25 protein-coding genes are annotated in these 23,996 nt (G+C 52.5%); 10 read left to right on the forward strand and 15 right to left on the reverse strand.

Annotation, left to right across the window (positions count from 1 at the left end; genetic code table 11):
- The first annotated feature begins 113 nt into the window (after positions 1–113).
- Positions 114–1,112: an NADPH:quinone oxidoreductase family protein gene (locus ACTG3Z_RS04785; protein ID WP_439141577.1), complete on the forward strand. Its 999-nt coding sequence runs from the start codon at positions 114–116 to the stop codon at positions 1,110–1,112.
- Positions 1,113–1,120: 8 nt separating this feature from the next.
- On the opposite strand, the gene ACTG3Z_RS04790 is transcribed toward ACTG3Z_RS04785, so the two are convergent.
- Positions 1,121–1,777, reverse strand: coding sequence for a histidine phosphatase family protein (locus ACTG3Z_RS04790; RefSeq protein ID WP_439141579.1), 657 nt, complete (start codon positions 1,775–1,777; stop codon positions 1,121–1,123).
- Positions 1,778–1,817: 40 nt separating this feature from the next.
- On the opposite strand from ACTG3Z_RS04790, the gene ACTG3Z_RS04795 reads away from it, so the two are divergent.
- Together ACTG3Z_RS04795 and ACTG3Z_RS04800 are read left to right on the forward strand one after the other, a co-directional pair.
- Positions 1,818–2,822: an NADP-dependent oxidoreductase gene (locus tag ACTG3Z_RS04795; protein ID WP_439141581.1), complete on the forward strand. Its 1,005-nt coding sequence runs from the start codon at positions 1,818–1,820 to the stop codon at positions 2,820–2,822.
- 12 nt (positions 2,823–2,834) lie between these two features.
- Positions 2,835–3,305: a MaoC family dehydratase gene (locus ACTG3Z_RS04800; protein ID WP_439141582.1), complete on the forward strand. Its 471-nt coding sequence runs from the start codon at positions 2,835–2,837 to the stop codon at positions 3,303–3,305.
- 49 nt (positions 3,306–3,354) lie between these two features.
- Here ACTG3Z_RS04800 and ACTG3Z_RS04805 read toward each other — a convergent pair whose 3' ends face one another.
- The 7 genes from ACTG3Z_RS04805 to ACTG3Z_RS04835 form a co-directional block, all read right to left on the reverse strand.
- A complete protein-coding gene (locus tag ACTG3Z_RS04805; RefSeq protein WP_439141583.1) occupies positions 3,355–4,032 on the reverse strand; it encodes a nitroreductase in 678 nt (225 codons plus the stop codon).
- A 139-nt stretch (positions 4,033–4,171) separates the two neighbouring features.
- The gene (locus ACTG3Z_RS04810) at positions 4,172–5,800 is read right to left on the reverse strand and encodes a thiamine pyrophosphate-binding protein (RefSeq protein ID WP_439141585.1); all 1,629 of its coding nucleotides are present in this window, start codon (positions 5,798–5,800) and stop codon (positions 4,172–4,174) included.
- Positions 5,801–5,868: 68 nt separating this feature from the next.
- Positions 5,869–7,377, reverse strand: a complete 1,509-nt coding sequence (locus ACTG3Z_RS04815) for a tripartite tricarboxylate transporter permease (RefSeq protein WP_439141586.1) — start codon at positions 7,375–7,377, stop codon at positions 5,869–5,871.
- 12 nt (positions 7,378–7,389) lie between these two features.
- Positions 7,390–7,815 carry a tripartite tricarboxylate transporter TctB family protein gene (locus ACTG3Z_RS04820; protein WP_439141587.1) on the reverse strand — a complete coding sequence of 142 codons (426 nt, stop codon included), beginning with the start codon at positions 7,813–7,815 and terminating at the stop codon, positions 7,390–7,392.
- Positions 7,816–7,880: 65 nt separating this feature from the next.
- Positions 7,881–8,828 carry a tripartite tricarboxylate transporter substrate binding protein gene (locus ACTG3Z_RS04825; RefSeq protein WP_439141588.1) on the reverse strand — a complete coding sequence of 316 codons (948 nt, stop codon included), beginning with the start codon at positions 8,826–8,828 and terminating at the stop codon, positions 7,881–7,883.
- A gap of 35 nt (positions 8,829–8,863) precedes the next feature.
- Positions 8,864–9,835, reverse strand: coding sequence for an MBL fold metallo-hydrolase (locus tag ACTG3Z_RS04830; RefSeq protein ID WP_439141589.1), 972 nt, complete (start codon positions 9,833–9,835; stop codon positions 8,864–8,866).
- Positions 9,836–9,895: 60 nt separating this feature from the next.
- Complete coding sequence (locus ACTG3Z_RS04835) at positions 9,896–11,356, reverse strand: FAD-binding oxidoreductase (protein ID WP_439141590.1); 1,461 nt, start codon at positions 11,354–11,356, stop codon at positions 9,896–9,898.
- Between the two features lie 170 nt (positions 11,357–11,526).
- On the opposite strand from ACTG3Z_RS04835, the gene ACTG3Z_RS04840 reads away from it, so the two are divergent.
- Entirely contained in the window at positions 11,527–12,243 is a 717-nt protein-coding gene (locus tag ACTG3Z_RS04840) for a GntR family transcriptional regulator (RefSeq protein WP_439141591.1), read from the forward strand.
- Positions 12,240–13,484, forward strand: a complete 1,245-nt coding sequence (locus tag ACTG3Z_RS04845; RefSeq protein ID WP_439141592.1) for a cytochrome P450 — start codon at positions 12,240–12,242, stop codon at positions 13,482–13,484. Before ACTG3Z_RS04840 ends, ACTG3Z_RS04845 begins: the two co-directional genes overlap by 4 nt.
- Positions 13,485–13,543: 59 nt before the next feature.
- On the opposite strand, the gene ACTG3Z_RS04850 is transcribed toward ACTG3Z_RS04845, so the two are convergent.
- A complete protein-coding gene (locus tag ACTG3Z_RS04850) occupies positions 13,544–13,882 on the reverse strand; it encodes an ArsR/SmtB family transcription factor (protein WP_439141593.1) in 339 nt (112 codons plus the stop codon).
- A gap of 103 nt (positions 13,883–13,985) precedes the next feature.
- Between ACTG3Z_RS04850 and ACTG3Z_RS04855 the strand changes: the two genes are divergently transcribed.
- The 5 genes from ACTG3Z_RS04855 to arsH are packed head-to-tail and all read left to right on the forward strand — an operon-like array spanning position 13,986 to position 18,509.
- Positions 13,986–14,984 (forward strand): succinylglutamate desuccinylase/aspartoacylase family protein, encoded by a 999-nt coding sequence (locus tag ACTG3Z_RS04855; protein WP_439141594.1) that lies wholly within the window; start codon positions 13,986–13,988, stop codon positions 14,982–14,984.
- The gene (locus ACTG3Z_RS04860; RefSeq protein WP_439141595.1) at positions 14,981–15,961 is read left to right on the forward strand and encodes a threonine ammonia-lyase; all 981 of its coding nucleotides are present in this window, start codon (positions 14,981–14,983) and stop codon (positions 15,959–15,961) included. Before ACTG3Z_RS04855 ends, ACTG3Z_RS04860 begins: the two co-directional genes overlap by 4 nt.
- Entirely contained in the window at positions 15,951–16,616 is a 666-nt protein-coding gene (locus ACTG3Z_RS04865; protein ID WP_439141596.1) for an aquaporin, read from the forward strand. Before ACTG3Z_RS04860 ends, ACTG3Z_RS04865 begins: the two co-directional genes overlap by 11 nt.
- A complete protein-coding gene (locus ACTG3Z_RS04870) occupies positions 16,609–17,796 on the forward strand; it encodes a MalY/PatB family protein (protein WP_439141597.1) in 1,188 nt (395 codons plus the stop codon). Before ACTG3Z_RS04865 ends, ACTG3Z_RS04870 begins: the two co-directional genes overlap by 8 nt.
- A gap of 2 nt (positions 17,797–17,798) precedes the next feature.
- Positions 17,799–18,509: an arsenical resistance protein ArsH gene (gene arsH / locus ACTG3Z_RS04875; protein WP_439141599.1), complete on the forward strand. Its 711-nt coding sequence runs from the start codon at positions 17,799–17,801 to the stop codon at positions 18,507–18,509.
- 89 nt (positions 18,510–18,598) lie between these two features.
- Here the strand turns inward: arsH and ACTG3Z_RS04880 are convergent, their stop codons facing one another.
- Genes ACTG3Z_RS04880 through ACTG3Z_RS04905 form a run of 6 tightly spaced genes read right to left on the reverse strand, consistent with a single transcriptional unit; the run spans position 18,599 to position 23,951 of the window.
- Positions 18,599–18,979: a carboxymuconolactone decarboxylase family protein gene (locus tag ACTG3Z_RS04880; RefSeq protein WP_439141601.1), complete on the reverse strand. Its 381-nt coding sequence runs from the start codon at positions 18,977–18,979 to the stop codon at positions 18,599–18,601.
- A gap of 3 nt (positions 18,980–18,982) precedes the next feature.
- Positions 18,983–20,428 (reverse strand): aldehyde dehydrogenase family protein, encoded by a 1,446-nt coding sequence (locus ACTG3Z_RS04885; protein WP_439141603.1) that lies wholly within the window; start codon positions 20,426–20,428, stop codon positions 18,983–18,985.
- Positions 20,425–21,168: a sulfotransferase family protein gene (locus ACTG3Z_RS04890; protein ID WP_439141605.1), complete on the reverse strand. Its 744-nt coding sequence runs from the start codon at positions 21,166–21,168 to the stop codon at positions 20,425–20,427. The genes ACTG3Z_RS04885 and ACTG3Z_RS04890 overlap by 4 nt, the downstream gene beginning before the upstream one ends.
- Positions 21,165–21,995, reverse strand: a complete 831-nt coding sequence (locus ACTG3Z_RS04895) for a hypothetical protein (protein ID WP_439141606.1) — start codon at positions 21,993–21,995, stop codon at positions 21,165–21,167. The genes ACTG3Z_RS04890 and ACTG3Z_RS04895 overlap by 4 nt, the downstream gene beginning before the upstream one ends.
- Positions 21,988–23,067 carry an aromatic ring-hydroxylating oxygenase subunit alpha gene (locus ACTG3Z_RS04900; protein WP_439141608.1) on the reverse strand — a complete coding sequence of 360 codons (1,080 nt, stop codon included), beginning with the start codon at positions 23,065–23,067 and terminating at the stop codon, positions 21,988–21,990. Before ACTG3Z_RS04900 ends, ACTG3Z_RS04895 begins: the two co-directional genes overlap by 8 nt.
- The gene (locus ACTG3Z_RS04905) at positions 23,067–23,951 is read right to left on the reverse strand and encodes a MurR/RpiR family transcriptional regulator (protein WP_439141610.1); all 885 of its coding nucleotides are present in this window, start codon (positions 23,949–23,951) and stop codon (positions 23,067–23,069) included. Before ACTG3Z_RS04905 ends, ACTG3Z_RS04900 begins: the two co-directional genes overlap by 1 nt.
- Between the last annotated feature and the right edge of the window lie 45 nt (positions 23,952–23,996).

Below are 23,996 nucleotides of genomic sequence, written 5' to 3' on the forward strand. Positions count from 1 at the left end.
GTCAAAATGCGGACATCCGTTCCGCTATGCAGAATGGCAACGCGAATTGCGATTGACAAGATACGACGCCACGTCTCACGTTTGATCAACTTAGCGCTTTGAAGGACAGAATGATGAAAGCAATGCTCAGCACAGAGGTCGGTGGACCAGACACATTGGTTCTCACTGAAATGCCCACGCCCGAGCCAGGCAAAAAACAAGTACGCATTCGGGTACATGCCGCTGGCGTCAACTTTCCTGACACTTTGATCATCCGCGACCTTTATCAAATGAAACCACCCCGCCCATTTGCGCCGGGCGGTGAAGTCGCTGGCGTTGTTGAAGCGGTGGGCGAGAGCGTCAAACACCTAAACGTCGGTGATCGCGTTTTGGGCATGAGCGGCTTTGGCGGTTTCGCAACAGAGCTCGTCCTTGATGCAGAGCGCGCGGTGAAAATCCCTGATGATATGCCCTATGATGAAGCCGCGTGCTTCATTCTTACCTACGGGACATCGCATCACGCCCTGAAAGATCGCGCAGAACTGAAAGCAGGCGAAAGCATCCTCATATTGGGCGCTGCTGGTGGTGTGGGAATCGCTGCGATTGAGCTTGCAAAAGCCAGCGGTGCCAAGGTGATTGCCGCAGTCTCATCAGAAGAAAAAGCGCAGTTTTGTCGCGATGCAGGCGCTGATGAAACGCTGATCTATACCCGCGACATGAACGATCGCGCCGCGCAAAAAGAGTTCTCGAACCAGATCAAAAAGCTCTCAGGCGGTGAAGGTGTTGATGTTGTATATGACGCAGTTGGTGGCGATTACGCTGAACCCGCCGTGCGCGCGCTTGCATGGAAAGGGCGCTACTTGGTCGTTGGGTTTCCAGCGGGTATTCCAAAAATTCCTTTGAACTTGACGTTGCTCAAGGGCTGCCAAATTGTTGGCGTCTTTTGGGGTGCGCATACAGTACGCGAGCCGCAAAATCATGCTGAAAACTTGGGGGATCTGTTCACGCTTTATAGCCAAGGCAAGATTAAACCCCGCATTTCTGCCAGCTACGCATTAGAGAACGCAGGCGACGCGTTGCAGCTTTTGCAAGACCGCAAAGTACTAGGCAAAGTCGTAGTTACGATGCCTTAGCTCAACCGTTAGGCTGGCAGATGCGACACGTCATTGAACCCCCGCAGGATCATTTGATCGCCCTGAATAACAAGGCGGCTAATAGATCCGTTTTCAGCGCCGTGAAACGCAAAAGCGGGCGATCCTGTCGCAACAGCCAGTGCCGCGCCAATAACACCACCATGCACGACCACAGCAACCAGCTCATCAGGATGCGCATGCGCAATCCTGAGCAATCCGGCTTTCACGCGCGCTTGCAGCTTGGCAGTGGTTTCCGCGCCCGGAACCTCACCCCATTCTTGATGCTCTTTTGCGCGCACAAATGCGGGGTCTTTGTCCATGACGCGAAAGCGGTACTCTCCACCGTCCCAGTCCCCAAGAAACACTTCGCGCAAGTCACGTTCTACGCGCGGCTCAAGTCCAAGATGCGCGCTCAGCGGCGCAGCAGTTTGATGCGTCCTTTGCATCGTTGTGACGTAAATCGCCTGAATAGGCTCTGTTTTCAACCGATGCCCAACTGCAATCGCTTGAACTTCCCCATCTGGATGAAGCGCTGGATCCCCCTGCCCTTCAACCAATGGAAAGCTCTCGCCGCGTACTGCCGCTTGCGTCTCGCCATGCCGGATCAAAAGCAAATCCGCCGCGCCCTTGGGCGGTCTAAATCTATGTTGTCGCGCCTCATTCATGCGTCACCCTTTCCTGATTTCTCACACTAGGACACATCTCATGCAAAACCGCCAGATCACGATTACAGAGCTTCCGAAAGATACGCTGGGTCCTGAACACTTCACCCTCCAAGATGCACCAATGCCCAAAGCAGCAGAGGGCGAAGTGCTCTTGCGCGTTATCCTTATGTCAATCGATGCGGCCAATCGCTCTTGGATGAAAGGGGCGACCTACCGCGCAGCTGTAAACGCGGGTGATGCAATGCCGACTTATGCCCTATGTGAAGTCATGGAATCCAACAGCCCGCACATTTCTGTCGGTGATATCGTCGCGTCAGAAGCAACATGGTCCAACTACATCACGGCACCCGCGCGTCGCGTGCAGAAAATGCCCAAGGTTGAAACGCTCTCTCACCTCATGTCCGTTTATGGCATCGCAGGCAAAACCGCGTTCCACGGATTGATGTCGATTGGCAAACCCATGGCAGGCGAAACTGTGCTCGTCTCTGCAGCAGCGGGTTCAGTCGGTGGCTACGTTGGTCAAATCGCAAAAGCCTTGGGCTGCCGTGTCGTCGGAATTGCTGGAGGTGCTGAAAAATGCAAATGGGTCGTGGATGAGCTTGGCTTTGATGCCTGCGTCGACTACCGCGAGGGCGGTCTAAGCCGTGCTCTTGGCGCAGCTTGTCCGAATGGTGCCGATATCTATTTCGACAATGTCGGCGGAAAGGTCCTCGAATCCGCACTGAACGTGATGAACGAAAAAGGGCGCGTTATCTGTTGTGGCGCGATCAGCCAATACGACACTGAAAACCCCGCAGGTCCTCGCAATTTGCCCGGTGTGATCGTGGTCAAACGCCTGTTGATGGAAGGGTTTATTGTTATGGATTTCGCACATAACGACGCCAAATGCGTTCGAGCAATGCAACATTGGGTGTCCACAGGCCAGGTTAAAGTCTTTGAAGATATCGTGGAGGGTCTTGAGAACGCGCCACAAGCGCTTATCGGCCTTCTTGGCGGCAATAACAAAGGCAAGCGCCTCGTGCGTGTTGCCGCAGACCCTTCTTAAGGAGCGCACCCTATGTCATCTTTGCAAACCGCGTTAGAGCACAGCAAAACACTGATCGGCACCGAAGTCGGCGTCTCAAATTGGATCACCGTCGATCAGGACATGATCGACACCTTTGCGAAAACCACGCATGACGAGCAATGGATTCACGTTGATACAGAGCGCGCCGCCGCTGAAACCCCTTTTGGCGGCACAATCGCGCACGGGTTTTTGACCCTCTCGCTGGCCAGCCGCTTTGCCTATGATTGTTTTGCAATGATGCCCGGTCAGGTGATGGGCATTAACTACGGGATGAACAAACTGCGGTTCTTGATGCCCGTGCGTGCAGGTTCAAAATTGCGCGGTCGCTTTACCCTTAAAGACGTGACAGCCCGCAGTGCAACCGACCTTTTGCGCACCAATACTTTAACCATCGAGATTGATGGCGAAGAGACCCCTGCCCTCGTCGCAGAATGGCTTGGCCTCGCAGTCTTTGAAGACTAACGTCTTAGGGTCGCTGCTTGACGGTACCGCTTGCGTTTGCAGACGTGGCTCATTCATCAAAGCCCAAGAACCGGGTCACATTGCTCACCGGACGACGTCGCGACACGACCGAGTTCGCCACAAATTCCTCGTCCGGCCAACCAAGCGCAACACACGTCAGGATAATCTGATCATCGGGAATCCCTGCGACCTCGCGCACCACAGGGCTTTGCATAATCCCTTGACCATTGATCACTGAGCCAAGTCCTTTGCTCCATGCTGCAAGGACAAGGCCATAGGTCAAAGCACCCGTATCAAAATGGGCAATCGTATTGTTTAGCAAAGCGCGATCAAAACAAACAACGATAGAGACGGGCGCGTCAAACTGACGAAATCCCCGCATCACCCAATCTTGGCGCCGCTCTACATCTTCACGCTCGATCCCCATCGCTTCGAAAAGCTGGATCGCAATTTCAATCTGACGCTTGCGATGTTCACCCTCATAGGCTGCGTAATCCTCAATATCACGCGTTGGTGTGACACCTGCGAGCATATTTTCGGTATTTCCCTTTCGCACCCGTTCGAGTGGCTCGCCTGTCAAAACATGCAAGTGCCAAGGTTGCGTATTCATCGAAGACGGTGCGCGATTGGCAAGCGCTATGATCTCTTCGAGCAGCTCCTTGGAGACAGGTTCATCAGTAAAGCCGCGGATAGAGCGACGGTCGTTTATTGCTTGCTCAAGATTCATAGCTATCGCTCCAAATTTCTTTCGACGTCACTAGATCACAGCTTACAGCCTGCCACTATAGGTGGATCTATATTTCGCACAATTTTTAGAGGTAAGCACATGCGCTTTTACGAGATGCCCCAAGTCCAACGACTAAGCTTTAAATCCGCATGCGTGGGACATTGTTGGGATCCAGTTTCAGCTCAACTATAATTGGACCTGTTCGCGCGTTGATGGCTTCTATCGCGGTTTCAAGGTCTTCGGGTGATGTCACTTCCACGCCTTGCCCCCCCAGTGAGTTGGCAACGTCGCGGAATGACGGCCAATCAAATTCGGTCAGTTTAGGGTCCATTTTACGATCCAGCATTTGGATATGTTCGGCCCCATAGGCAGAATCGTTACAGATGATCACGATCAGGTCGCGGTTTGTGCGCACGGCTGTGTTGAATTCATTTATCCCACCCATCATGAAGCCACCGTCTCCCATGAACAAAACAACTGGGCGGTTTGGCGCACCATGCGCTGCACCAATTGCTTGCTGCATACCTTGACCAATAGCCGCGAAGTTATCGCTCATGTGAAAACTGTTTGGATCAGGGACATTCACACGGCACCACACCTCGGTGATATAACGCCCGCCATCGGTCAGCATGATCCTGTCTTCGGGCAGCGTTTCGTTTAGCCGATCAAGTGCATATTCAAGATTTATGAAGCCTTGCGTTGATTTCGCTGGATCCCCTTTGGGATGCACAGAGATATCATGCAACGGGAGTTCTTTTGCGAAGCCTGACGGGGCCACCTCAGCCTCATTGAGCCAATAGAGAAAGTTATCTGCGGTTTGTGCTGCGTCTGCGATCAACGTGGCATCGGGTTGATAGAAGCGGCCAACGTCTGATGTATAATTGTTAACTTGAATGACCCGTTTGCCTTTCAACAACTCACCACGATCAGTCGTGAGAATATGCATCAAAGCACCAAAGACGATGACGCAATCTGATACCCCAATGACATCATACGCCCCAGCTGTGCTGAGCGTGCCGAAATAGCCGATGTTGTTAGGGTGACCCTTGAACAACCCAGTGCCTTTAAGCGTTGTCGCCAAGGGCGCTTCCAAGCGTTCAGACAGAGCAATCAGGTTGTCCTTGGCAGCGACAGCACCAGCACCTGCCAAAATGAGCGGTCGCTTTGCAGAGGCGATCATGCCCAGCGCCTCTTCATGGATAGACCCTTCTGTGATGACAGTCGGGGCTTCGGGTGTTGCGAAAACAACGGTTTGATGTTTCGCCTCAGCCCACATCATATCGGATGGGATGTTTACGACAATTGGACGTTTTTCCTTGCGTGCGCGATAGAAGGCAGTGGCCACATCGCGCGATGCTGTTTCTGGTGATTTAACCAGCTCAAAGCCCGCTCCCGTCGCCTTGACAACTTCACGCTGATCGATGTTTTGCATGTGAAGCGGTGCTGTTACAGGCGTATCACCGCACAACAAGATCATCGGGCGACGCCCAACGACTCCTTCACGCAGCGCCGTCACGCAATTTGTTAGACCCGGGCCTTGGGTCACTGTTGCGACCCCTACCTTCCCTGTAACCTGCGTATAGGCCAATGCCATTAGCACGGTTCCGCCCTCATGCGCTGCGGGCACCAATGTGCCACCACATGCACTAACAAAGTGACTGGCGATAAAGAGATTGGCATCACCGACCAAACCAAACAGCGTATCAATACCGTGATCACTGACAGATTGCGCAATGGATTGATGCATGTACTCGATTTGATCTGTCATTTGTATTTTCCCTCGAAAACTGCGCTTCAGCGCGTTCGTAAATTTATATTGAGCAGTAGGCTGGTGGCTTAAGGCATGCTTGTTTCTTCTTGCACGTTTTGCCGCAAAAACCACACCACAGAGACAACCGATAAGACGAGCAGCGCGACGGCCACTGGGCTTCTCAGAATTTGGGTAAGATCGCCATTGGTCAGGGCCAAAGACTGCGCGATGGATTTTTCAAAGCGAGGACCCAGAAAGAACGCGATGATGAAAATCACAAGCGAATAGCCAAAGCTCGCCATCAAATAGCCAATCACAGCAAAGATCAGCATGATTGACACACCAAAAAGACCGCTTGTCGCCATCGAGACTCCAACAAAGCAAAGCAGCAACGCTGATGAGAAGATGATGGATTCAGGCGCAGAGACCACCTTGACCCAAAGCCGCAGCCCAAGTTGACCGACCCATAGGTTTACGAAATTGGCCATCAGCATTGCACCAAAAAGACCATATACCAGCCGTCCTTGGTTTTCGAACAAAAGCGGGCCGGGCTGCATGCCATGGATCATGAAGGCACTAATAATAAGCGCGGCCCCGACGCTCCCTGGAATGCCCAACGTCAGCAGCGGGATAAGGTTGGCGCCAACGACAGCTGAGTTGGCAGACTCAGATGCGGCGATCCCCTGGATGTTGCCTTTGCCAAAACTGCCGGGATCCTTGGAACCTGCCTTGGTCATTGCATAAGACATGAACGCCGCAGCAGTTGATCCGATGCCAGGAAGCGCGCCCAAAATCGTGCCAATAGTTGCGCCGCGCAGCATCGTATAGCGGCACGACCAATATTCAGCCCAAGTAACACGTCTATCATCGGGATTGCCGGTTTCATTGGCCGTAATCGCTGGTCGCATATTGCCATGCGCCTCTGACATGCGGTGTAGAATTTCAGAAATCGCCAACATACCAATCGCAACCGACGGCAAGGCCAGCCCGTTGAACAAATCCCAGTAACCAAAAATCAGTCGCGGTGTGAAATGCTCCGGATCTTGCCCTATGGACGCGGCAAGCAACCCAAGCGCAGCGGCGATGATACCTTTGGTCAAAGAGTTACCAATCAATCCCGCAAGAATAGAGAAGGCAAAGATCATCAAAGCGACGATTTCAATGGGACCCATTCTAAGGGCCAGTACAGCCAACGGAGCCGATACCGTAATCAAAACAATATCGCTGAAGGTATCCCCCGTGATCGATGAAAACAGCGCCATCTTAGTAGCTTTGAGAGGCTTGCCCTGTTTCGCCAATGGATAGCCATCCATCGCGGTAGCCGCGGCATCGGGCGTGCCAGGCGTGTTCATCAACACCGCAGGCACCGCACCGCCAACAAGACCGCCTTTGTTAACGCCCACAAGGAACGCAATTGCCGGTAATGGATCAAGCCCAAAGGTGAACGGGATCGCAATCGCCATAGCCATAATCGGGCCAATGCCAGGCACAGCGCCAACAAATTGCCCCAACACAACACCACATAAAACGAACAACAGGTTATAGAGCGAAAACGCGTCGCCAAAACCTGCTAGAATTGTTGGTAAATCGACCATGTGAGGTGTTCCTTAAGGTAGACCGCGACCAAGCAGTTGGGTCACCATGAACCAAATGATTGCAGGTATTATGATCACCCCTAGCGTTAGCCAAAGGGGGCGACGTTCTCCGATCAGCCACATTATCGCAAACGCAAGAACCGGTGCGACGTATTCGAACCCAAACCACGAAATTGCGAAAATGCCAGCAATCAGCAATGCAACGTACAATCCAGTTTTGGCCATCAAAGCGGGGTCACGCATCTGAAAATCTGTGGGTTTCAAGAGCAACACAGCGCCACTTAGCGCAAGAATAAGAGAGATGATATTAGGCATTGTGGACGGTGAGATGTTACCATCGTCGACGGCTTCCACATGGTTTGGAATGACATAAAAATACATCGCCAACCCCAAAAGCATAAAAAATGCGCCTGAAACGCGATCAGCATTCATTCCCATAGTCGGCTCCGTTTAGTGAAAGTGAAAAACTGCCCCGCATTTTTGATGCGAGGCAGTGTTAATGCTTATTTCGCAAACAAGATTTGCGCAGCAGCCAGACCATCGGTCATCATCTGCTGTGTACCCTCAGGGCCCAAATTGATCGGTGCGCCTTTGACAGCGTTCTGAACTATTTCTGCAACTTCAGCGGATTTCACAGCCTCATCTACCGCTGCAGCAATAGCCGCGATCGCAGCTGGATCAGTGCCTTTGGTCATCGCAAGAAAGAAGACCGGATCAACGAAAACACCCATGCCATTGTCCATGAACGTCTTCACATCAGGCGCATATGTCAGGCGTTCTTGGTTGGCACCAGCGATGACTTTCATATCGCCAGATTCCAGATATGGGAAATGCTCACCAGATGCGAAACCAGCAAGTACCTGACCACCTAAGATAAGCTTCATGACTTCCGCACCGCCCTCTGCAGTCACAAGATTGAAATCAACTCCAGTCTTCTTGGCCGTCGCTTTCATCATGAGAACCTGTGGTGGTGCCATAGTTGCGACAGGGAGTTGGCCTTGATCTTTTGCGTAAGCAATCATGCCTTCCAAATCATCAAACGGCGCGTCTTTGCCAGCCACCAAGGCCAGCTCGCCTTTGGCGACGGTGCCAAGATAGTCAAAGTCATTTTGATCGAACGGCAGCTTATCGCCACGCTGGACCAACTGCACCAACACAGGAATGCTGACACCCATGCCAACGGTCTGACCGTTCGCAGGCATCTGGGACAGGCCAGTGAACATCGCAACACCACCGCCACCAGGCTTGTTTTCAACAACGACGTTCCAGCCTGTGTTGTCTTCCATAACCTTGCCCAAGACGCGGCCCATTGTATCGGTAGAACCGCCAGCGCCAAAGCCGATCTGGATTGTAAGCGGACCATTTGGTGCCCAGTCTTGAGCGACTGCTGGCGCGGCAAAAGCAAGCGCCACGCTTGTGGCAAGTGCCATCAGTTTTGTTGTGAATTTCATTCTGAATCCTCCCGGGATTTTTATTGTAAGTTTCATTATTTCGAATTTTCGGTTGCAAGACGCTTTACAGCGCGTTCACGCAGGCCAGCGACCTGATCAAGCAACGCTTGCGGGTCAACAAAGACATTTGGCTCACCCTCTTTGCGCTCTGCGAGTTTCTGACGATTTTCGTCCATACCAGCGGAAAAGCCGTGCGTTGTGAGATGGACTTCAATTGGCGCATCTTCTGCTTCGACAAGCTCACGAATGCGATCAACGCTTGCGATATAGGCTTCAACTTGTGATGGACCCTCGATGGCGTTTAGACCAAGGCCACCGATAGTGATGGAACGGTATGTGTCATCACCGTCCTGCACGTCATAAACATAAGACGCGGTGCCCCAAGTGTGACCGGGCGTTTCAACAACCATGAATTTATTGCTGCCGACAGTGATCTCGTCACCATCTGCGACAACCATTTCAGGCTCGATCATGGTCCAAGCGCGTCGTCCGCCTTGGGACTTTTCAGCTGATTCAACCGCTTCGTCCCAACCCTTTTGGGTCATCACAAATTTCGCGTTTGGCAGAATCGGCTTTAACGACGCAGCACCGCCAACATGGTCAAAATGGCCATGTGTCATCATTACGTATTTGATGTCTGCCAGATCAGTGCCTGTGGATTTAATGTTCTGCAAAATCTTGTCTTGAAACGGTCCATAGGACGTATCGATTAGAACGGACCCATCATCTGTATGGATCAACCATGCTGACGCCCAACAGATGCCGATGTAGTCCACATTGTCGAAGGGCTTCCATGGCTCAACAGCTTGATCCTCAGGCGTGCTCAGCCATTTGCCAAGATCCCGTGGCATCTTGCCAGTTTTACCAAATTCAACGAACCGCTGCATGATCTGGCCAGAAGGGCATCCCTCGAACAAGGATTCAGCTGCAACTGATCCAGCGGTGGTAATACTAATCAGTGCGGCTGCACATGCAGCACTTTTAAGTGTTTTAAATACGTTTGCCATATCAGTTCCTCCCATGGATGGCGAAAATTTTGCGCGTTGAACCGCGCAGATCGTTTATTGTTATTCAAGCGGTATAAGTTTGCCGGGATTGAGAATATCGTCCGGATCGAGTGCCCGTTTGATCGAGCGCATGACTGCCAACTGTGTCGGCTCTTTCAGTTTGCGCATCACTGATAATTTGCTTTGGCCAATCCCGTGCTCAGCGCTGAAAGACCCATTCAGCGCGCTCAGCTTTTCAAACACCTTTGTTTTTGCTTGCTCCAGTGGAAGCGCATCCCAGTCACGGCCCTGCGCCGCGGACAAAGCATAGTGCAGATTACCATCGCCAAGATGCCCTACCGTCAATGGCGCAAATCCAAGTCTATTCATTTCGGGATCCATCTCCGCGATGAATGGCGCAATCTGTTCCAATGGAAGGGATACATCCAAGTGATATGCTGGGCCGGATTCTGTGATCGACTCAAGGATCGACTCTCGCATTTTCCATAGGTCCGCGCGCTGCTGCTCGGATTGTGCGATCATGGCATCCAGCACCAGACCCTCCTCCATTAACGCGCCCAGAAGTTCCATGACTTCAGCTTCAAGACGGATGCTTCCGTCCCCCATGTCTTCGCCGTCATGTGGGCGCGATGATGCGACTTCCATAAGAATTCCGCACTCAACGGAGCCTTCCAAGGGCTCGCGAATGGAGGGAAAGGCTTTGCAGATCACATCAATCGCTGGCTGTGGCATGTATTCAAATGCCTCAACACCGCCGCCTGTGTAATCCTGTAATCGGTTCAACACTGCAATTGCATCTTCGAGCTTGCCAACCGACAAAAATGCCGTCGACCGTGCGCTTGGAGCTCTAAAGAGTTTTAAGACTGCTGCCGTGATGATACCGAGCGTACCCTCTGCGCCGATCAACAAGTCCTTGAGGTCGTATCCCGTGTTGTCTTTGCGAAGACCTGTAAGTGAATTGATAATAGAGCCGTCCGGCATGACCGCTTCGATCCCAAGGCACAATTCACGTGTATTGCCGTAGCGCACAACATTGGATCCGCCAGCATTCGTTGACAGGTTACCACCAATCGTACAGCTGCCCTTCGCACCAAACATCAGTGGAAAGATCAGCCCTTCTTGCAAGGCTACTTCGTGCAGTGTTTCCAGAATGACCCCTGCCTCTGCAATCACTGTGCGACCCTGCGGGTTCAACGTGCGAATTGCATTCATCCGAGCAAGGGACACAACGACGGACTCTCGCCCTTCGATTGGAACACCACCACCGCATAGGCCAGTACGTCCACCTTGCGGCACAACTGCAATGTTGCGCTCCTTGCAAAGTTTGACAAGCGCGGCAACCTCTTCGGTCGACGCAGGTCGCACTACTGCCAACGCGTCGGAAGAATACTGCCCTGTCCAATCAGTCAGATAGGCCGCAACATCATCAGACTTGGTCAGAACATGCGCATCGCCCACGATTTCCCGAAACGCGTCAACAATGCAGTTAGGGTCTGCTGCAAGATTTGTTTCGATCAACATGTTCGCTCCAATCATTTCGGCCACGAGAGTGACGCAACACAAACGCCTGACTCGATCATCTTACCATCCACCATGGTAGTTTTATTGTCAATTACCACGTAACATGTTAGTTTGACTTTCCCTCTTTCACTTATCATAATTCGAAGGAACCGCGCAGGAGCCGATACAAAATGCAGCCAGTCGAACATCCAAAATCGCTCATGGAGGTAACGGCAGAAAAAATCCGCGATGCGATCGTGTCCGGCGAACTTCCTTTGGGTTTAAAGGTTTCAGAACAACGTCTTGCCGACACTCTGGGCGTCAGTCGATCGCCTGTTCGTGATGCGCTTGCGGCGATGCAATCAGAAGGATTGGTCACAATCTCACCCAAGCGTGGGACTTTTGTCTTCACGCCCGATCTTCGGATTGTTGACGAGCTTTGTGAACATCGCGCAATTCTTGAAACTGCGGCTCTACGCATTGGCGTACAACGCAACCATGCAAATTTAATCAAACAGCTGGACCTCGCAAATGAGGCTATGAAACGTGCACTAGATGCAAATGATCCTCATGAGTACACTTTGGGCGACAATCAGTTTCACAACACGATCGTTCTTGCGGCGCAAAATCGTTCGCTCGCTAAGTCGTACAACCTTACAATCTCGCCCCTGAAAGCACTGCGCACCCACCTTTTTACGATCATGAACGAGAATACAGATCGCTCCATGGACGAACACGATAAAATCACTGATGCCATCCACGCTAAAGACGCGGATATGGCTGCGTCTTGTCTTGAGCAACATATCGGTCATCTCGCAGAAGCTTTCCGGATAAAATTATCAACCGAAGAGTCTGAGCAACCATTACAGGGCCTTCAACCGACCCAATCTGAAAGAGCTGCACTATGACATCACTCGAGAAAACGCTCATCGAAGGGCATCTTGCTGTTGAAGCACCTGCAGGCGTACCCGTTTGGGACATCGACCCATATGACGCGGATATCCTTGAAAATCCGGCCGCCTTTTACAGCGAATTACGCGCAAAAGGGCCGTTCGTTTATATCCCGAAATACGCCATTCTCATTTGTGGACGCTTCAAAGAAACCAAAGAAGTCTTTAGCGATCACGCACGTTTCGTATCATCGCGCGGGGTTGGTCTCGTGGATTTCAAACTTGCTGATCCTTGGCGTCCAGCAAGCATTATTCTAGAAGTCGATCCGCCCGAGCACACGCATGTGCGTCGTGTAATGGCGAAAGTTCTCTCACCCAAAGTGATGCGGGAGCAGACAGAGTTGTTCGAAGCCCTCGCCAATGAACTGATTGCCGAGGTCGTGGAGCAGGACGAGATCGAAGCAGTGGCCGACATTGCTGAACGCTATCCCACAACTGTCTTTCCGCGCATTCTTGGCCTGAAGGAATCAAATGGACAGCACCTGCTCGACTACGGCGCGATGGTGTTCGATTCTGTAGGCCCCGACAACCAAATCCGCCGAAACGCTTTGGCAAATGGGGGCGCTGTCGTTCCATGGATTATGGAACAATGCAAACGCGACAATCTGGTCGTAGGCGGTTTAGGTGACGAAATCTATCAGTATGCTGACGATGGCACGATTTCCGAAGATCAAGCCGGGCTTTTGGTGCGCTCGTTACTCTCCGCCGGGGTAGACACAACCGTTACTGGGATCGGCAGCTTACTTTATTGCTTGGCTGAAAATCCAGAACAGTATGAGCTTCTCAAACAACAGCCAGAATTGGCACGCCCCACATTTGAAGAGGTGTTACGCTACACATCGCCCGTTCATTCGTTCTTCCGTACTGCGAATGAAGATACAGAGGTTTCTGGTGTAAAAATTCAGGAAGACACAAAAATACTATGCCTGCTTGCATCTGCGAACCTCGATGAAGAGCAATGGCCCTGCGCGCCAGATTTCGACATCACCCGCAAGGTCAAAGGCCATCTAGGTATGGGCGTTGGCGTGCACGGCTGCGTTGGTCAAAACCTTGCACGCGCCGAAGTAGGGGCTGTTTTGCAGGCAATACTCGCACAAGTCGACAAAATTGAGTTCAACGGAACACCTGAATGGCGACCAGGAAACTCTATCCGTTCCCTTTCAAGCCTACCCATCAAACTCACAAAGAAAGCGGCTTAATGCGTCGTGCCATCGGCATTGTAATACAAGACTTCAATGTGTCGCGTTTCAGACCCGCGCTATGCCTTTTCTGAAGACCGCAACATCGCAACAATCTCTGAGCAGTTTTCGATTTGTCCATTGCAGCAATCTGCAATCATGAATTGGACAAGCGCATTCACGCTGACAAGATTTGCCGCGTAATGAATTTCGCGTTGATGACGCGTCGCTTTAAGCAAACCTGCGCGTTTGAGGATAGAAAGATGACCCGACAAGGTTGAGGGCTTGGTGCCCAACTGACGCGATATCTCCAACGCGGGCAAACCCTCAGGACCGACCCGAACGAGCAAACGAAACGCGTCTAACCGCGTCGATTGTGCAAGGGCTGCGAAAGCATCAATAGCATTGGCTTGGTTCATAGTTCGGTATTGCCCGAAATATCGAAGCTTGACAAGGCATCTTGTCTGACCTAGCCCCGTGATAGTTCGGCATATGCCGAAATGATGTTTGGAGGACGCGTCTTTGGCCGGTACATCAATAACAGCTGAAATCGACTTTGAAGCGATTGGCAAACACTCAGGCTATCTGCGCGTGCCTCACTCTGTGCATCGCTCTGCCTATGGCTGGATCCCGATCCCGATCACCTGCATCCAGAATGGCGAAGGTCCGACCCTTGTTATTATGGCCGGAAATCACGGGGACGAATACGAAGGGCAGATTGCCGTTTCAGATCTTGCGCGCACGCTTCAGCCAAGCGACATCCGCGGAAGGTTGATTTTGTTACCGATGGTAAATACTCCAGCCGCTGACGCTGGTTCGCGCACCTCTCCGATCGATGATGGCAACCTAAATCGTACGTTCCCGGGAAATGCTGCGGGAAGCCCGACAGAGATGATTGCGCACTATATCGAAGAGATCCTTTTGCCCCTCGCCGATTATGCTGTTGATCTTCATTCAGGCGGCAGTTCTTTGTTCTACCCACCGACGCTTTTACGCGGGCAAGGTCATAGCACTGAAGAAGCACAAGCCTTGCTCGCAATGCAAAAGGCACTTGATCTGCCCTATGCTTGGGTCTTCACTAGCGGCGGGGGCCGTAAGAGCACCGCGCGCACCGCGATGGGGGCTGCAAACCGAAAAGGCGTGATCAATGTCATGGCCGAGCTTGGCGGTGGAAATACAGTCACGCCAGACATCCTAAAGCTCACAAAACGAGGGCTGTGTAGGGTTCTCCATAGCCTTGGCATGTTGCCTGAATACGTCCCTGACACTGCAAATGGCACACGAGAGCTGAACGCCCAAGGATCGATCTATGCTTATGAAAAAGGCTTGTTCGAACCTTTGAAAGACATCGGTGATGATGTCGAACTTGGCGACGTAGTCGGCTTAATCCATCACCCAAACACACCCCAAAAAGAACCAGAAAACGTCACATCACCCTACACTGGAATTGTGCTGTGTAAGCGCGCAATGGCACAGGTCGAGCGCGGCGATGCCCTATTTCAAATTGCTGCCGACGCATGAAACGCCATCCTGTCTCTCTTGCTGATGTTCGTGCTGCCCAAGGTACTCTAGCAGGTATTGTCGTGCGTACTCCGGTGCTAGAGAATTCTGACGTGAACGAAATGCTCGGTGGGCGGTTGCTTTTGAAAGCTGAAAGCTTTCAGCGCACAGGTGCCTTCAAGTTTCGTGGTGCATTCAACCGCACGGTCAACCTGTCACCAGAAGAACGCAGGCGTGGCGTGGTCAGTTATTCCTCGGGCAACCATGCTTTGGGTCTGGCGCGCGCAGCGCAAATGCTCAGAACAAGCGCTGTTATCGTGATGCCCAGCGATGTTCCCGCGAATAAGATGAACGCAACGCGCGCCCTTGGGGCAGAGATTGTGACCTTTGATCGAAACTTGGAAAAAAGTGCAGAGGTCGTCGCCCAAATTGTAAAGCAATCCGGCCGCATCGAAGTGCCACCAAGCGCTCATGATCAAATCCTTGCCGGAGCTGGCACCGCAGCGCTGGAGCTTCTGGAAGATAGCCCTCCACTAGATTGCGTTTTAGTCCCATGCGGCGGCGGCGGTCTTACAGCGGCAACAGCCGTTGTCATGGCCGAAGCTTCTCCAAACACGCAAGTCTACGCGGTAGAGCCAGCGTTATTTGATGATACACTCCGCTCACTTGCAGCAGGCCAACCTGTTGCGAACCCTCTAAATCAGCACACGATTTGCGACTCTATCATGACGCCGATCCCCAATGATGTGACCTTTCCGATCAACCTTGATCTGTTGGCAGGCGGCGTCACAGCCACCGATGCAGAGGTCCGTGCGGCCATGAGATTTGCGTTTGAGCATTTCAAAATCGTGACGGAGCCGGGGGCCGTTGTTGGCCTTGCAGCTGTGCTGAACGGCCAGATCGACATTAAAAACAAAACCATCGCGACAATAGTTACAGGCGGCAACATCGACGCGGCTCGCTTTGCCGACCTGACGGGAGAAAACAATGACGCTTGAACGACGACTAATGGCAGAATGGTTGGGAACGTTTTCACTTTTGGCAACGGTCATTGGTTCGGGCATCATGGCGGAACAACTGGCCGATGGTAACGTTGCAATTGCGCTTTTGGGAAACACAATCCCAACAGGTGCAATCCTTGTGGTGTTAATCACCATCTTTGGCCCGATCTCTGGTGCGCATTTCAACCCTGCCGTGACGCTTGCATTCGCTTTGCGTCGTGAGATCGAAAAACGCGATGCGCTTCTTTATGTCGTCGCGCAGATCTTTGGCGGGATCGTTGGGGTATTTGCAGCGCATCTCATGTTCGATAACCCATTGATTGACCCCTCCTCGACGACGCGCAGTGGCATCGGGCAATGGACCGGAGAGTTTGTCGCGACCTTCGGTCTGGTCGGTACGATCCTTGCTTGTCTCAAGGCACGTCCAACCGCGGTGCCTATGGCTGTTGGCCTTTATATTACAGCAGCCTATTGGTTCACGTCTTCGACATCCTTCGCAAACCCAGCCGTCACAATAGCACGGGGATTTTCAGACACGTTTGCAGGAATTGCGCCAGTTGATGTTGCAGCCTTTATCGCAGTTCAGCTGGTTGCAGCGGTCTTGGCGACAGGGTTCTTTGGCTGGCTTTTGAATGAGAATGACAATGGCTGATCCCTTTGATTTTGATCAAATTATTAACCGTCGCAGCGTACCCGCGCTGAAAGTGCACCCAATGGTTTTGGGAGACGATGGAACAGATCTATTTGCAGCAGGCGTCGCAGATATGGATTTTCTTGCGCCACAGCCTGTCTTGGATGCAATCTCACAGCGTTTGGCACACGGGGTTTTTGGCTATGAAACAGTTCCAGAAGGCCTGATGCCTGCTTTAACCGAATGGATGAAAACCCGCCACGCTTGGGATATTGACGCGAACCACATCCTCCGCGCGCCCAATGTGCTGAACAGTCTTTCGATGGCAGTAAATCTGTTTTCAGACCCTGGCGACGCAATCATCGTACAACCACCTGTGTTCTTCGATTTTGCGGACATTATCGCAGAGAATGGCCGTCTCATCGTTGAAAACCCGCTGGTCATGTCGACAGCGCGCTATAAAATGGATTTTGAAGGATTAGAAGTTTGCGCCGCTGATCCACGCACCAAGATATTGTTTCTGTGCAATCCCCACAATCCGGTGGGGCGGGTCTGGAGCAAAGAAGAACTTACGAAACTGGGTTCAATTTGCAGAAAACATGGCGTTCTTGTCGTGTCTGATGAAATCCACGGGGATATCACGTTTTCCGAACACTCTTACACGCCGTTCGCCAGTATTTCACATGCGGATGCTCTCAACTCTGTCACCTGCCTATCTCCCGCAAAAAGTTTCAATATCGCAGCATGTTGTGCAGCATTTACAGTGGTGCCCGATGAACAGAGACGCCGTGCCTTTCAAGCCGAAAACAGCCGATTGACGGTGAACAAGAACAACGCTTTTGCCAGTGTCGCCATGCAAGCTGCCTACACTCATGGCGCACCATGGCTTAATGCTGTCATGGACTACATCGAGGGCAATCTCGCTTTGGTTCGAACGCGATTGGCCAATCTGCCAGAAGTGCATCTTATCGAACCCGAGGGCACCTTTTTGCTTTGGCTGGATTTTCGTTCCCTCGGCATGGCTCAAGACGATCTAACCCTATTCCTTCGACGCGATGCCGGTTGGGCAATCACGCGCGGAATTTCCTTTGGCGCAAGCGGTGAAGGGTTCGGACGATTAAACATCGCCTGCCCGCGCGCCAGTTTGGACCAAGCGCTCACTACGCTTGAAAACGCACTTTCAAAACAAAGAGGATTGTAGAGATGACCGACACTCCCAACATAGAAGATGACCACTTCCGCGCCATCGACAACGGGCGCTTGTTCTCGGAAAACGATATGGCGCATCCGCCACGCATTTTGTTGCTTTACGGCTCCCTGAGAGACAAATCATACAGCCGACTAATGACCGAGGAAGCCGCGCGCATTCTGACGCGATTTGGGGCCAAGACCAAGACCTTCAATCCAAGCGGATTGCCCCTGCCTGACGACGCCGATGCAGATCACCCCAAAGTGCAAGAACTGAGAGATCTGGTCACTTGGTGCGAAGGCATGGTCTGGTGTTCACCTGAACGTCACGGCGCGATGACCGGCATCATGAAATCGCAGATCGATTGGATTCCACTCTCGCTCGGGGCTGTGCGTCCCACGCAAGGAAAGACGCTCGCGGTCATGCAGGTCAATGGCGGTTCGCAAAGCTTCAATACCGTCAATCAGCTACGCATTCTTGGTCGCTGGATGCGGCTTCTCACAATTCCAAACCAGTCCTCAACCCCAAAGGCTTTCTTGGAGTTTGATGGAAACGACCGGATGAAACCATCGCCAAACTACGACCGGATGGTCGATGTCATGGAAGAACTTGTCAAATTCACAGTGCTGACGCGCGGCCGTGCCGACTACCTTGTCGAGCGCTATAGCGAGCGTAAAGAAACTGGCGAACAGTTGATCAAACGGGTAAATCAGACAGCAATCTGACCCACTTGTTAAGCGCGAGCGCGATACCTCTGGTGCCGCCTCGCCACACGCAGGCCAGCGACCTGAATCGTCGCGCAGCGCTTAGCTAATCAAGACTCCGCAAGAACTTTTTTCGCGACCCGAAAGCATTCAAGCGCTTGCGGGACACCGCAATAGATACCAATGACATGAATGATCGCGCGAATTTCGTCTTGCGTGACACCATTGTTAAGCGCACCTCGGCAGTGGGTTTCCCACTCTTGCATCTTGCCCAGCGCACCGATCATCGAAAGGTTCATCATGGAGCGCGTTTTGGCATCGATTACATCATCGCCCCAACCAAAGCCCCAGCACCATGCTGTCATCGCTTCTTGAAACGGACGCGTAAAATCATCAGCGGCAGCAAGGTTCTTTTCCACATATTCCGCGCCAAGCGTGGCTTTGCGTTGTTCTAAGCCTTTTAGGAAAAGGTCTTCGTCGAATGTGCTCATGTGTTAGCCCTTCAATTTAATCGCGACGTTTTTAGTTTGAACGTAATTCCACAGCGCTTCGCGGCCCTTCTCGCGTCCATAGCCAGATTTGCCATAGCCGCCAAAGGGGGTCTCAACGCCCCCTGCGTACCATTCATTCACAAACACTTGCCCTGCACGCAACTGACGCGCGGCACTAGTCGCTCGGTCAAGATCACGGGTGAACACGCCGCCGACAAGTCCATAGGGCGTGCCATTTGCAATCCTGAACGCCTGTTCATCAGAAGAAAATTTGAGAACCGATAAAACCGGTCCAAAGACCTCTTCATTTGCGATGGTCATATCTGGGGTCACATCAGTTAGAATCGTTGGCTCCAAAAATGCGCCAGGCCTGTTGAGCTTGTGCCCGCCCGTCGCGACGCGTGCACCTTGGCTTTGCGCCTCAGCGATCATGCCAAGCGCGCGGTCCCGTTGCGCATCAGACACCATCGCACCCATCGTGGCACCAAACTCTGGCTGCTCAATACCTGCCTTTACCTCTAGCGATTGGGCAACGCCCACCATCCGTTCAACCAGCGCATCGTGGATGCTGTCATGCGCAATCACACGGCTCATGGCGGAACACACCTGTCCTGCATTAAAATAGATCCCCCAACGCACGTCATTCTCAAACGCATCAAGATCCGCATCATCATGCACAATCGCCGCAGATTTCCCGCCGAGTTCTAGCACACAAGGAACAACATTTTGCGCCGCAGCGCTCGCGATTACGATGCCTGTTGGCACAGAACCTGTAAAGACGATTTGGTTCACATCCGAATGCGCTGAAAGCGCTGCACCCGCGTCGTGACCAAGACCACAAAGGATATTCACAGCACCTTTTGGCAGACCGACAGCTTCAGCAGCATGGGCGAACCAAGCATTGCTAAGAGGCGTGAGTTCCGGCGTTTTGATGACACAAGTATTGCCGGTTGCCAGAGCAGCGGAAAGCGAGCGCGCCGTCATCTCAATCGGGTAGTTCCACGGAATGATCTGCGCCGAAACACCAAAAGGTTCGTAGGTGGTGAAATCGAAATAGCCTTTGCCCAGCGGGATCGAGCGACCCTCAACCGTTTCCGCTTGATTGCCATAGTATTCGAAATAGCGCGCTGCCCCTTCAATTTCGATCTGGGATTCCCAAAGTGGTTTGCCTTGCTCCAGTGTCAGAACCTTTGCGATCTCGTCGATGTGTTCGAGCAAGTATCGCCCCATCGCTTGCACCATACGGCCACGCTCGACTGGGCGCAGATCACTGAGCGCACCCGAAAGATGTACACGTCGCGCTGCTTGTACTGCACGGTCTACGTCAGCACTGTCAGCCAATGCCTGCTCCGCCAGTTTTTCACCATTTCCGGGATTGATAACGTCAATCCGCCCTGCCCCGCCATCAACGAAAGCGCCGTCAATATAGTTCTGCCAATAGTCTTTCATGAGAGTCTGATCCGGTGCTGATAAAGGTGATCGTAATGCGGTTTCATACGGCGATGAACACGCCCTACACGTTCAGGTGCATCTGCGACTTCGATGTAGCGACGCGTTTGCGGCTTTAACCCTGTTGAGGCGCGTAAATTCGAATGAAAGCTTCCGCCATCCCACCAGCTATACTCACCCGTATCTGCGCCCGGCTCCCAACTCAGAGCTTCAGGAATGAAAGGAATCTCAACAGCATCGCAAAATGCTTCAACCATAGCTTTAGGGTTTTCCAGCAGATCATCACTATCAACAACGGGTGGCCGTGTGCCATTCGATGCAGTCAGCAAATCAAACAACGCGCGTTGTTCGGGAAAACCTACTTCAAGCTCATCGAAGTCGGGCCATTTGTCATACATTGATGAGATCGTCTTGGCCGGATCGCGAATAAGAAAAGCATGGGTAAAGTTGGACAGGAAATCAGGTGTCCACATGTGATTTACGTAATGCGGGAAGTCTTTTAAGAACACTGGGCCACGTTTCGCGCGCGTTTGGATATCCTCCCAAACGCTTTCGATACTCAGGCCCTTTGTGGTCTTTTCGCCATCCTTAAAACGTGGCCAAAGCGGGTGTTCGCCTTGATACCAAGCCTCCCCAAAAGGTTCGTGTAAGCAATCCAAATCACCGCGCTGACGCATCATCCATTCAAACGCAGTCGAGGTGGAGCGCGGAACAGCCCATAAGGCAACGATTTTGTTCATCTGAGGCTCTCCAACAGCTGACTTTGCGGGGAGGTCGGCGCAATCCCAAGATCTTTCATAATCCGCCAATAAAGCGCGATGTCATGGCCGATGATGGGCTTGCCCAACTTGGCCTCCATATCGCGCGCCAGATGCAGCGGGCGTTGTGGCAGGCCATCTCGGCCAGAGCGAAAATTGCACATGCCGTTGATAAGATATGCGTCGGCATTTGGCGCTTTATCAGCAACAAAGGAAAAACTGCGCTCGAAAAGATCCCCATCAAAGATCCAGCGCTTCGCATTCACGGCTTCCTGATCAGGAAACCAGCCTTGATCCACAAAATTGCCAGCCCAAAGCACATCAAAACCGGCTTCGCGCAGAAATCCCGCAGTGCCCTGCCACCAAGCCGGCCAATGATAAGCACCGTTCAGCGCCACCTTTTCCACGTTCATGGCACGTAAGGCTTCGACCATCGCATAGCCAGCCATATGAAAACGGGTCTCGTATTTCTCGGACAGATCGGCGCAATGCTGGCGGATGCCCTCAACACCAAGGCCCGAGGCGTGCACCCAGTTTGACCCGACTTGACCGCAGACATCGACACCATTGCGGGCCATGCAATGCACAAAGTCGTCCATCATACCGAAATTCTTTTTGCGTTGATCCAGACCGTGCACATAGTCTGGCACATGCAGCATCCAGCCATGAACACCAACGCTGTCGGGGGACATGCGCAGGAAATCAGACGGAGCGGCATCATAGTCAAATGGCGGGCAAGTGAATCCAACTTGGTGCGGGAACAGTTTTTGTTCCGCAGTCCATTTTTCAGGCATCACATAATCAGCCATCTATCGCTTCCTTCATCCAGCTTTGCAGGTGCATGACGGGGTGTTCTGAATTCACTCCACCCTTGGGATCAACGACCAGCGGGCCGGGTTTATATCCGCGCGACCCAAGCCCCCTCTGCACAGACTCAACCAGATGAATGTCTTCCTCCACTGTGGTTTCACGATCTTGCACGGCGAGTTGCCGGACCTTGGCATCCTCTACCCCACCGACGGAATACCAGCCGCGCCAGACCACCACATGATCTCCATCAATCGCGCGCCAGTGATAGGTGTTGAGAACATTGCCCGGATAAACTTGGAAAGAGAACATCGGCCAAAGGAACCAGCTGGAGTATTCATACTGATGCGCAAAACCTGAATGCACATCGTAAGTCATATCCTCAAGACTTTGGCATTCGGTTGTGTGACGCAAGCACTTACCTTGGGGCTGAATGTCATAGGTCTCAGGTTTCACCACGCCATTGGCAAACGTTGGATGATTTAGGGAGCAGTGATAGCATTCGGAATAGTTTTCGACCGAGACTTTCCAGTTGCAATTCTCCGGAATATCGACCCATTCGAGCGGCTTGAGGTCAGCCCAGTTTGGAACCCACTCTTCCAGCTCTGCGCGCGCGTTTGGGAACCAATCCTCCATAGGTGCCGCATCTGGATCGAGGTTCACAAAGATAAACCCGACAAACTCTTCAGCGCGTACTTCGGTCAGACAAATACCGGATTTATCAAGCCCTTCGACGACATTGATATTCGGCCCTGCGCGCAGCTCGCCCGTGAGTTCGTAAGTCCACGCATGATAGGGACAGACCACTACACGCGTCGTGCCTGTGCCACTGACCAGTTGGTGCGCGCGGTGTTGGCAGACGTTGTAAAACACACGGATCTTATCGTCGCGCCCACGGATCGCAAACAGGCTTTCGCCTGCAATCTCAAACGTTGCGTAGTCACCTGTGTTGGCCAACTCAGACGCATGACACCCGAATTGCCACGTCTGTGCCAAAAGCCCAGCGTTCTCGACCTCAAACACCTGTGGATCAATGTAATAGCGCGCAGCTAAAGAACGGATTGGATCACCCATTATACATCCTCATAGTACAGACCAAGCTGGTGGCGGCGCTTGTGGAACGTTTCGACCCGCTCTGGGATCTCATCACTGGCAACCGCGATTACAAAAGACAAAAGCGTTTCGAGTAAAGCAATGATGCTGACGGAGGACGGAAAGAACTGTGGTGTATCGACGTTGACGACAAAGCTATGATCCGCCTCACGGATAATGGGGCTTGCAGGACTGTCAGACAGGGCGATGATGCTCATCCCTTGTTCGCGTGCGATCTTGACGGCCTCCACCACTTCAGAGCGATAAGGCTTGCAGGTCACTGCGATCAGAATGTCGTTGCTATCCGCCCAAGCCAGATCATCCACTGGTGTCGATCCGGGGCGCGGGATTGCGTGGAACTCCGTCATCCCTGTCGAGGCGAGGTAGGTAAAATTGCGCGCAATCGAGTTGTTTACGCCCACGCCCAGCGTAAAGACGCGGCGTGCTGTCCAAATCGCATCCGCGGCAGACTTTAAATCTTCGGTTGAAATACCTGCGAAGGTTTCTTCGATGTTCGCCAGAACATCGCGCACCATATCCGCATAAAGCCCACCAAGGTCACCGCTTTTGCGGATGTCTTGCAGCCAGCGGGCGCGATCAGGGAAATCTGCGGCACCGTTGCGAATGGCGTCGCGAAACGGTTCGCGAAAATCCTCATAGCCTTCAAAGCCCACTTGCCGCGCCATGCGTACAACAGTGTTGGGCTTCACATTCGCCGCTTCAGCAATTTCGCGCACCGTCGACACGCCCACATCACGAGGGTTTTCCAACACATAAGTCGCCGCCTTGCGCGCTTCCGGCGTCAGTTCGGTCAGCTCGCCTGCAAGACGCTCAAGAATCGTGTTTGATACGTTTGTCCCATTCATAGTTGACGATGGTATTTTTGTTCGCTTAGCCTGTCCACTGAAAAT

Origin of the sequence: Planktotalea sp., from assembly GCF_965659345.1 — a bacterium.
GTDB lineage: Bacteria > Pseudomonadota > Alphaproteobacteria > Rhodobacterales > Rhodobacteraceae > Planktotalea.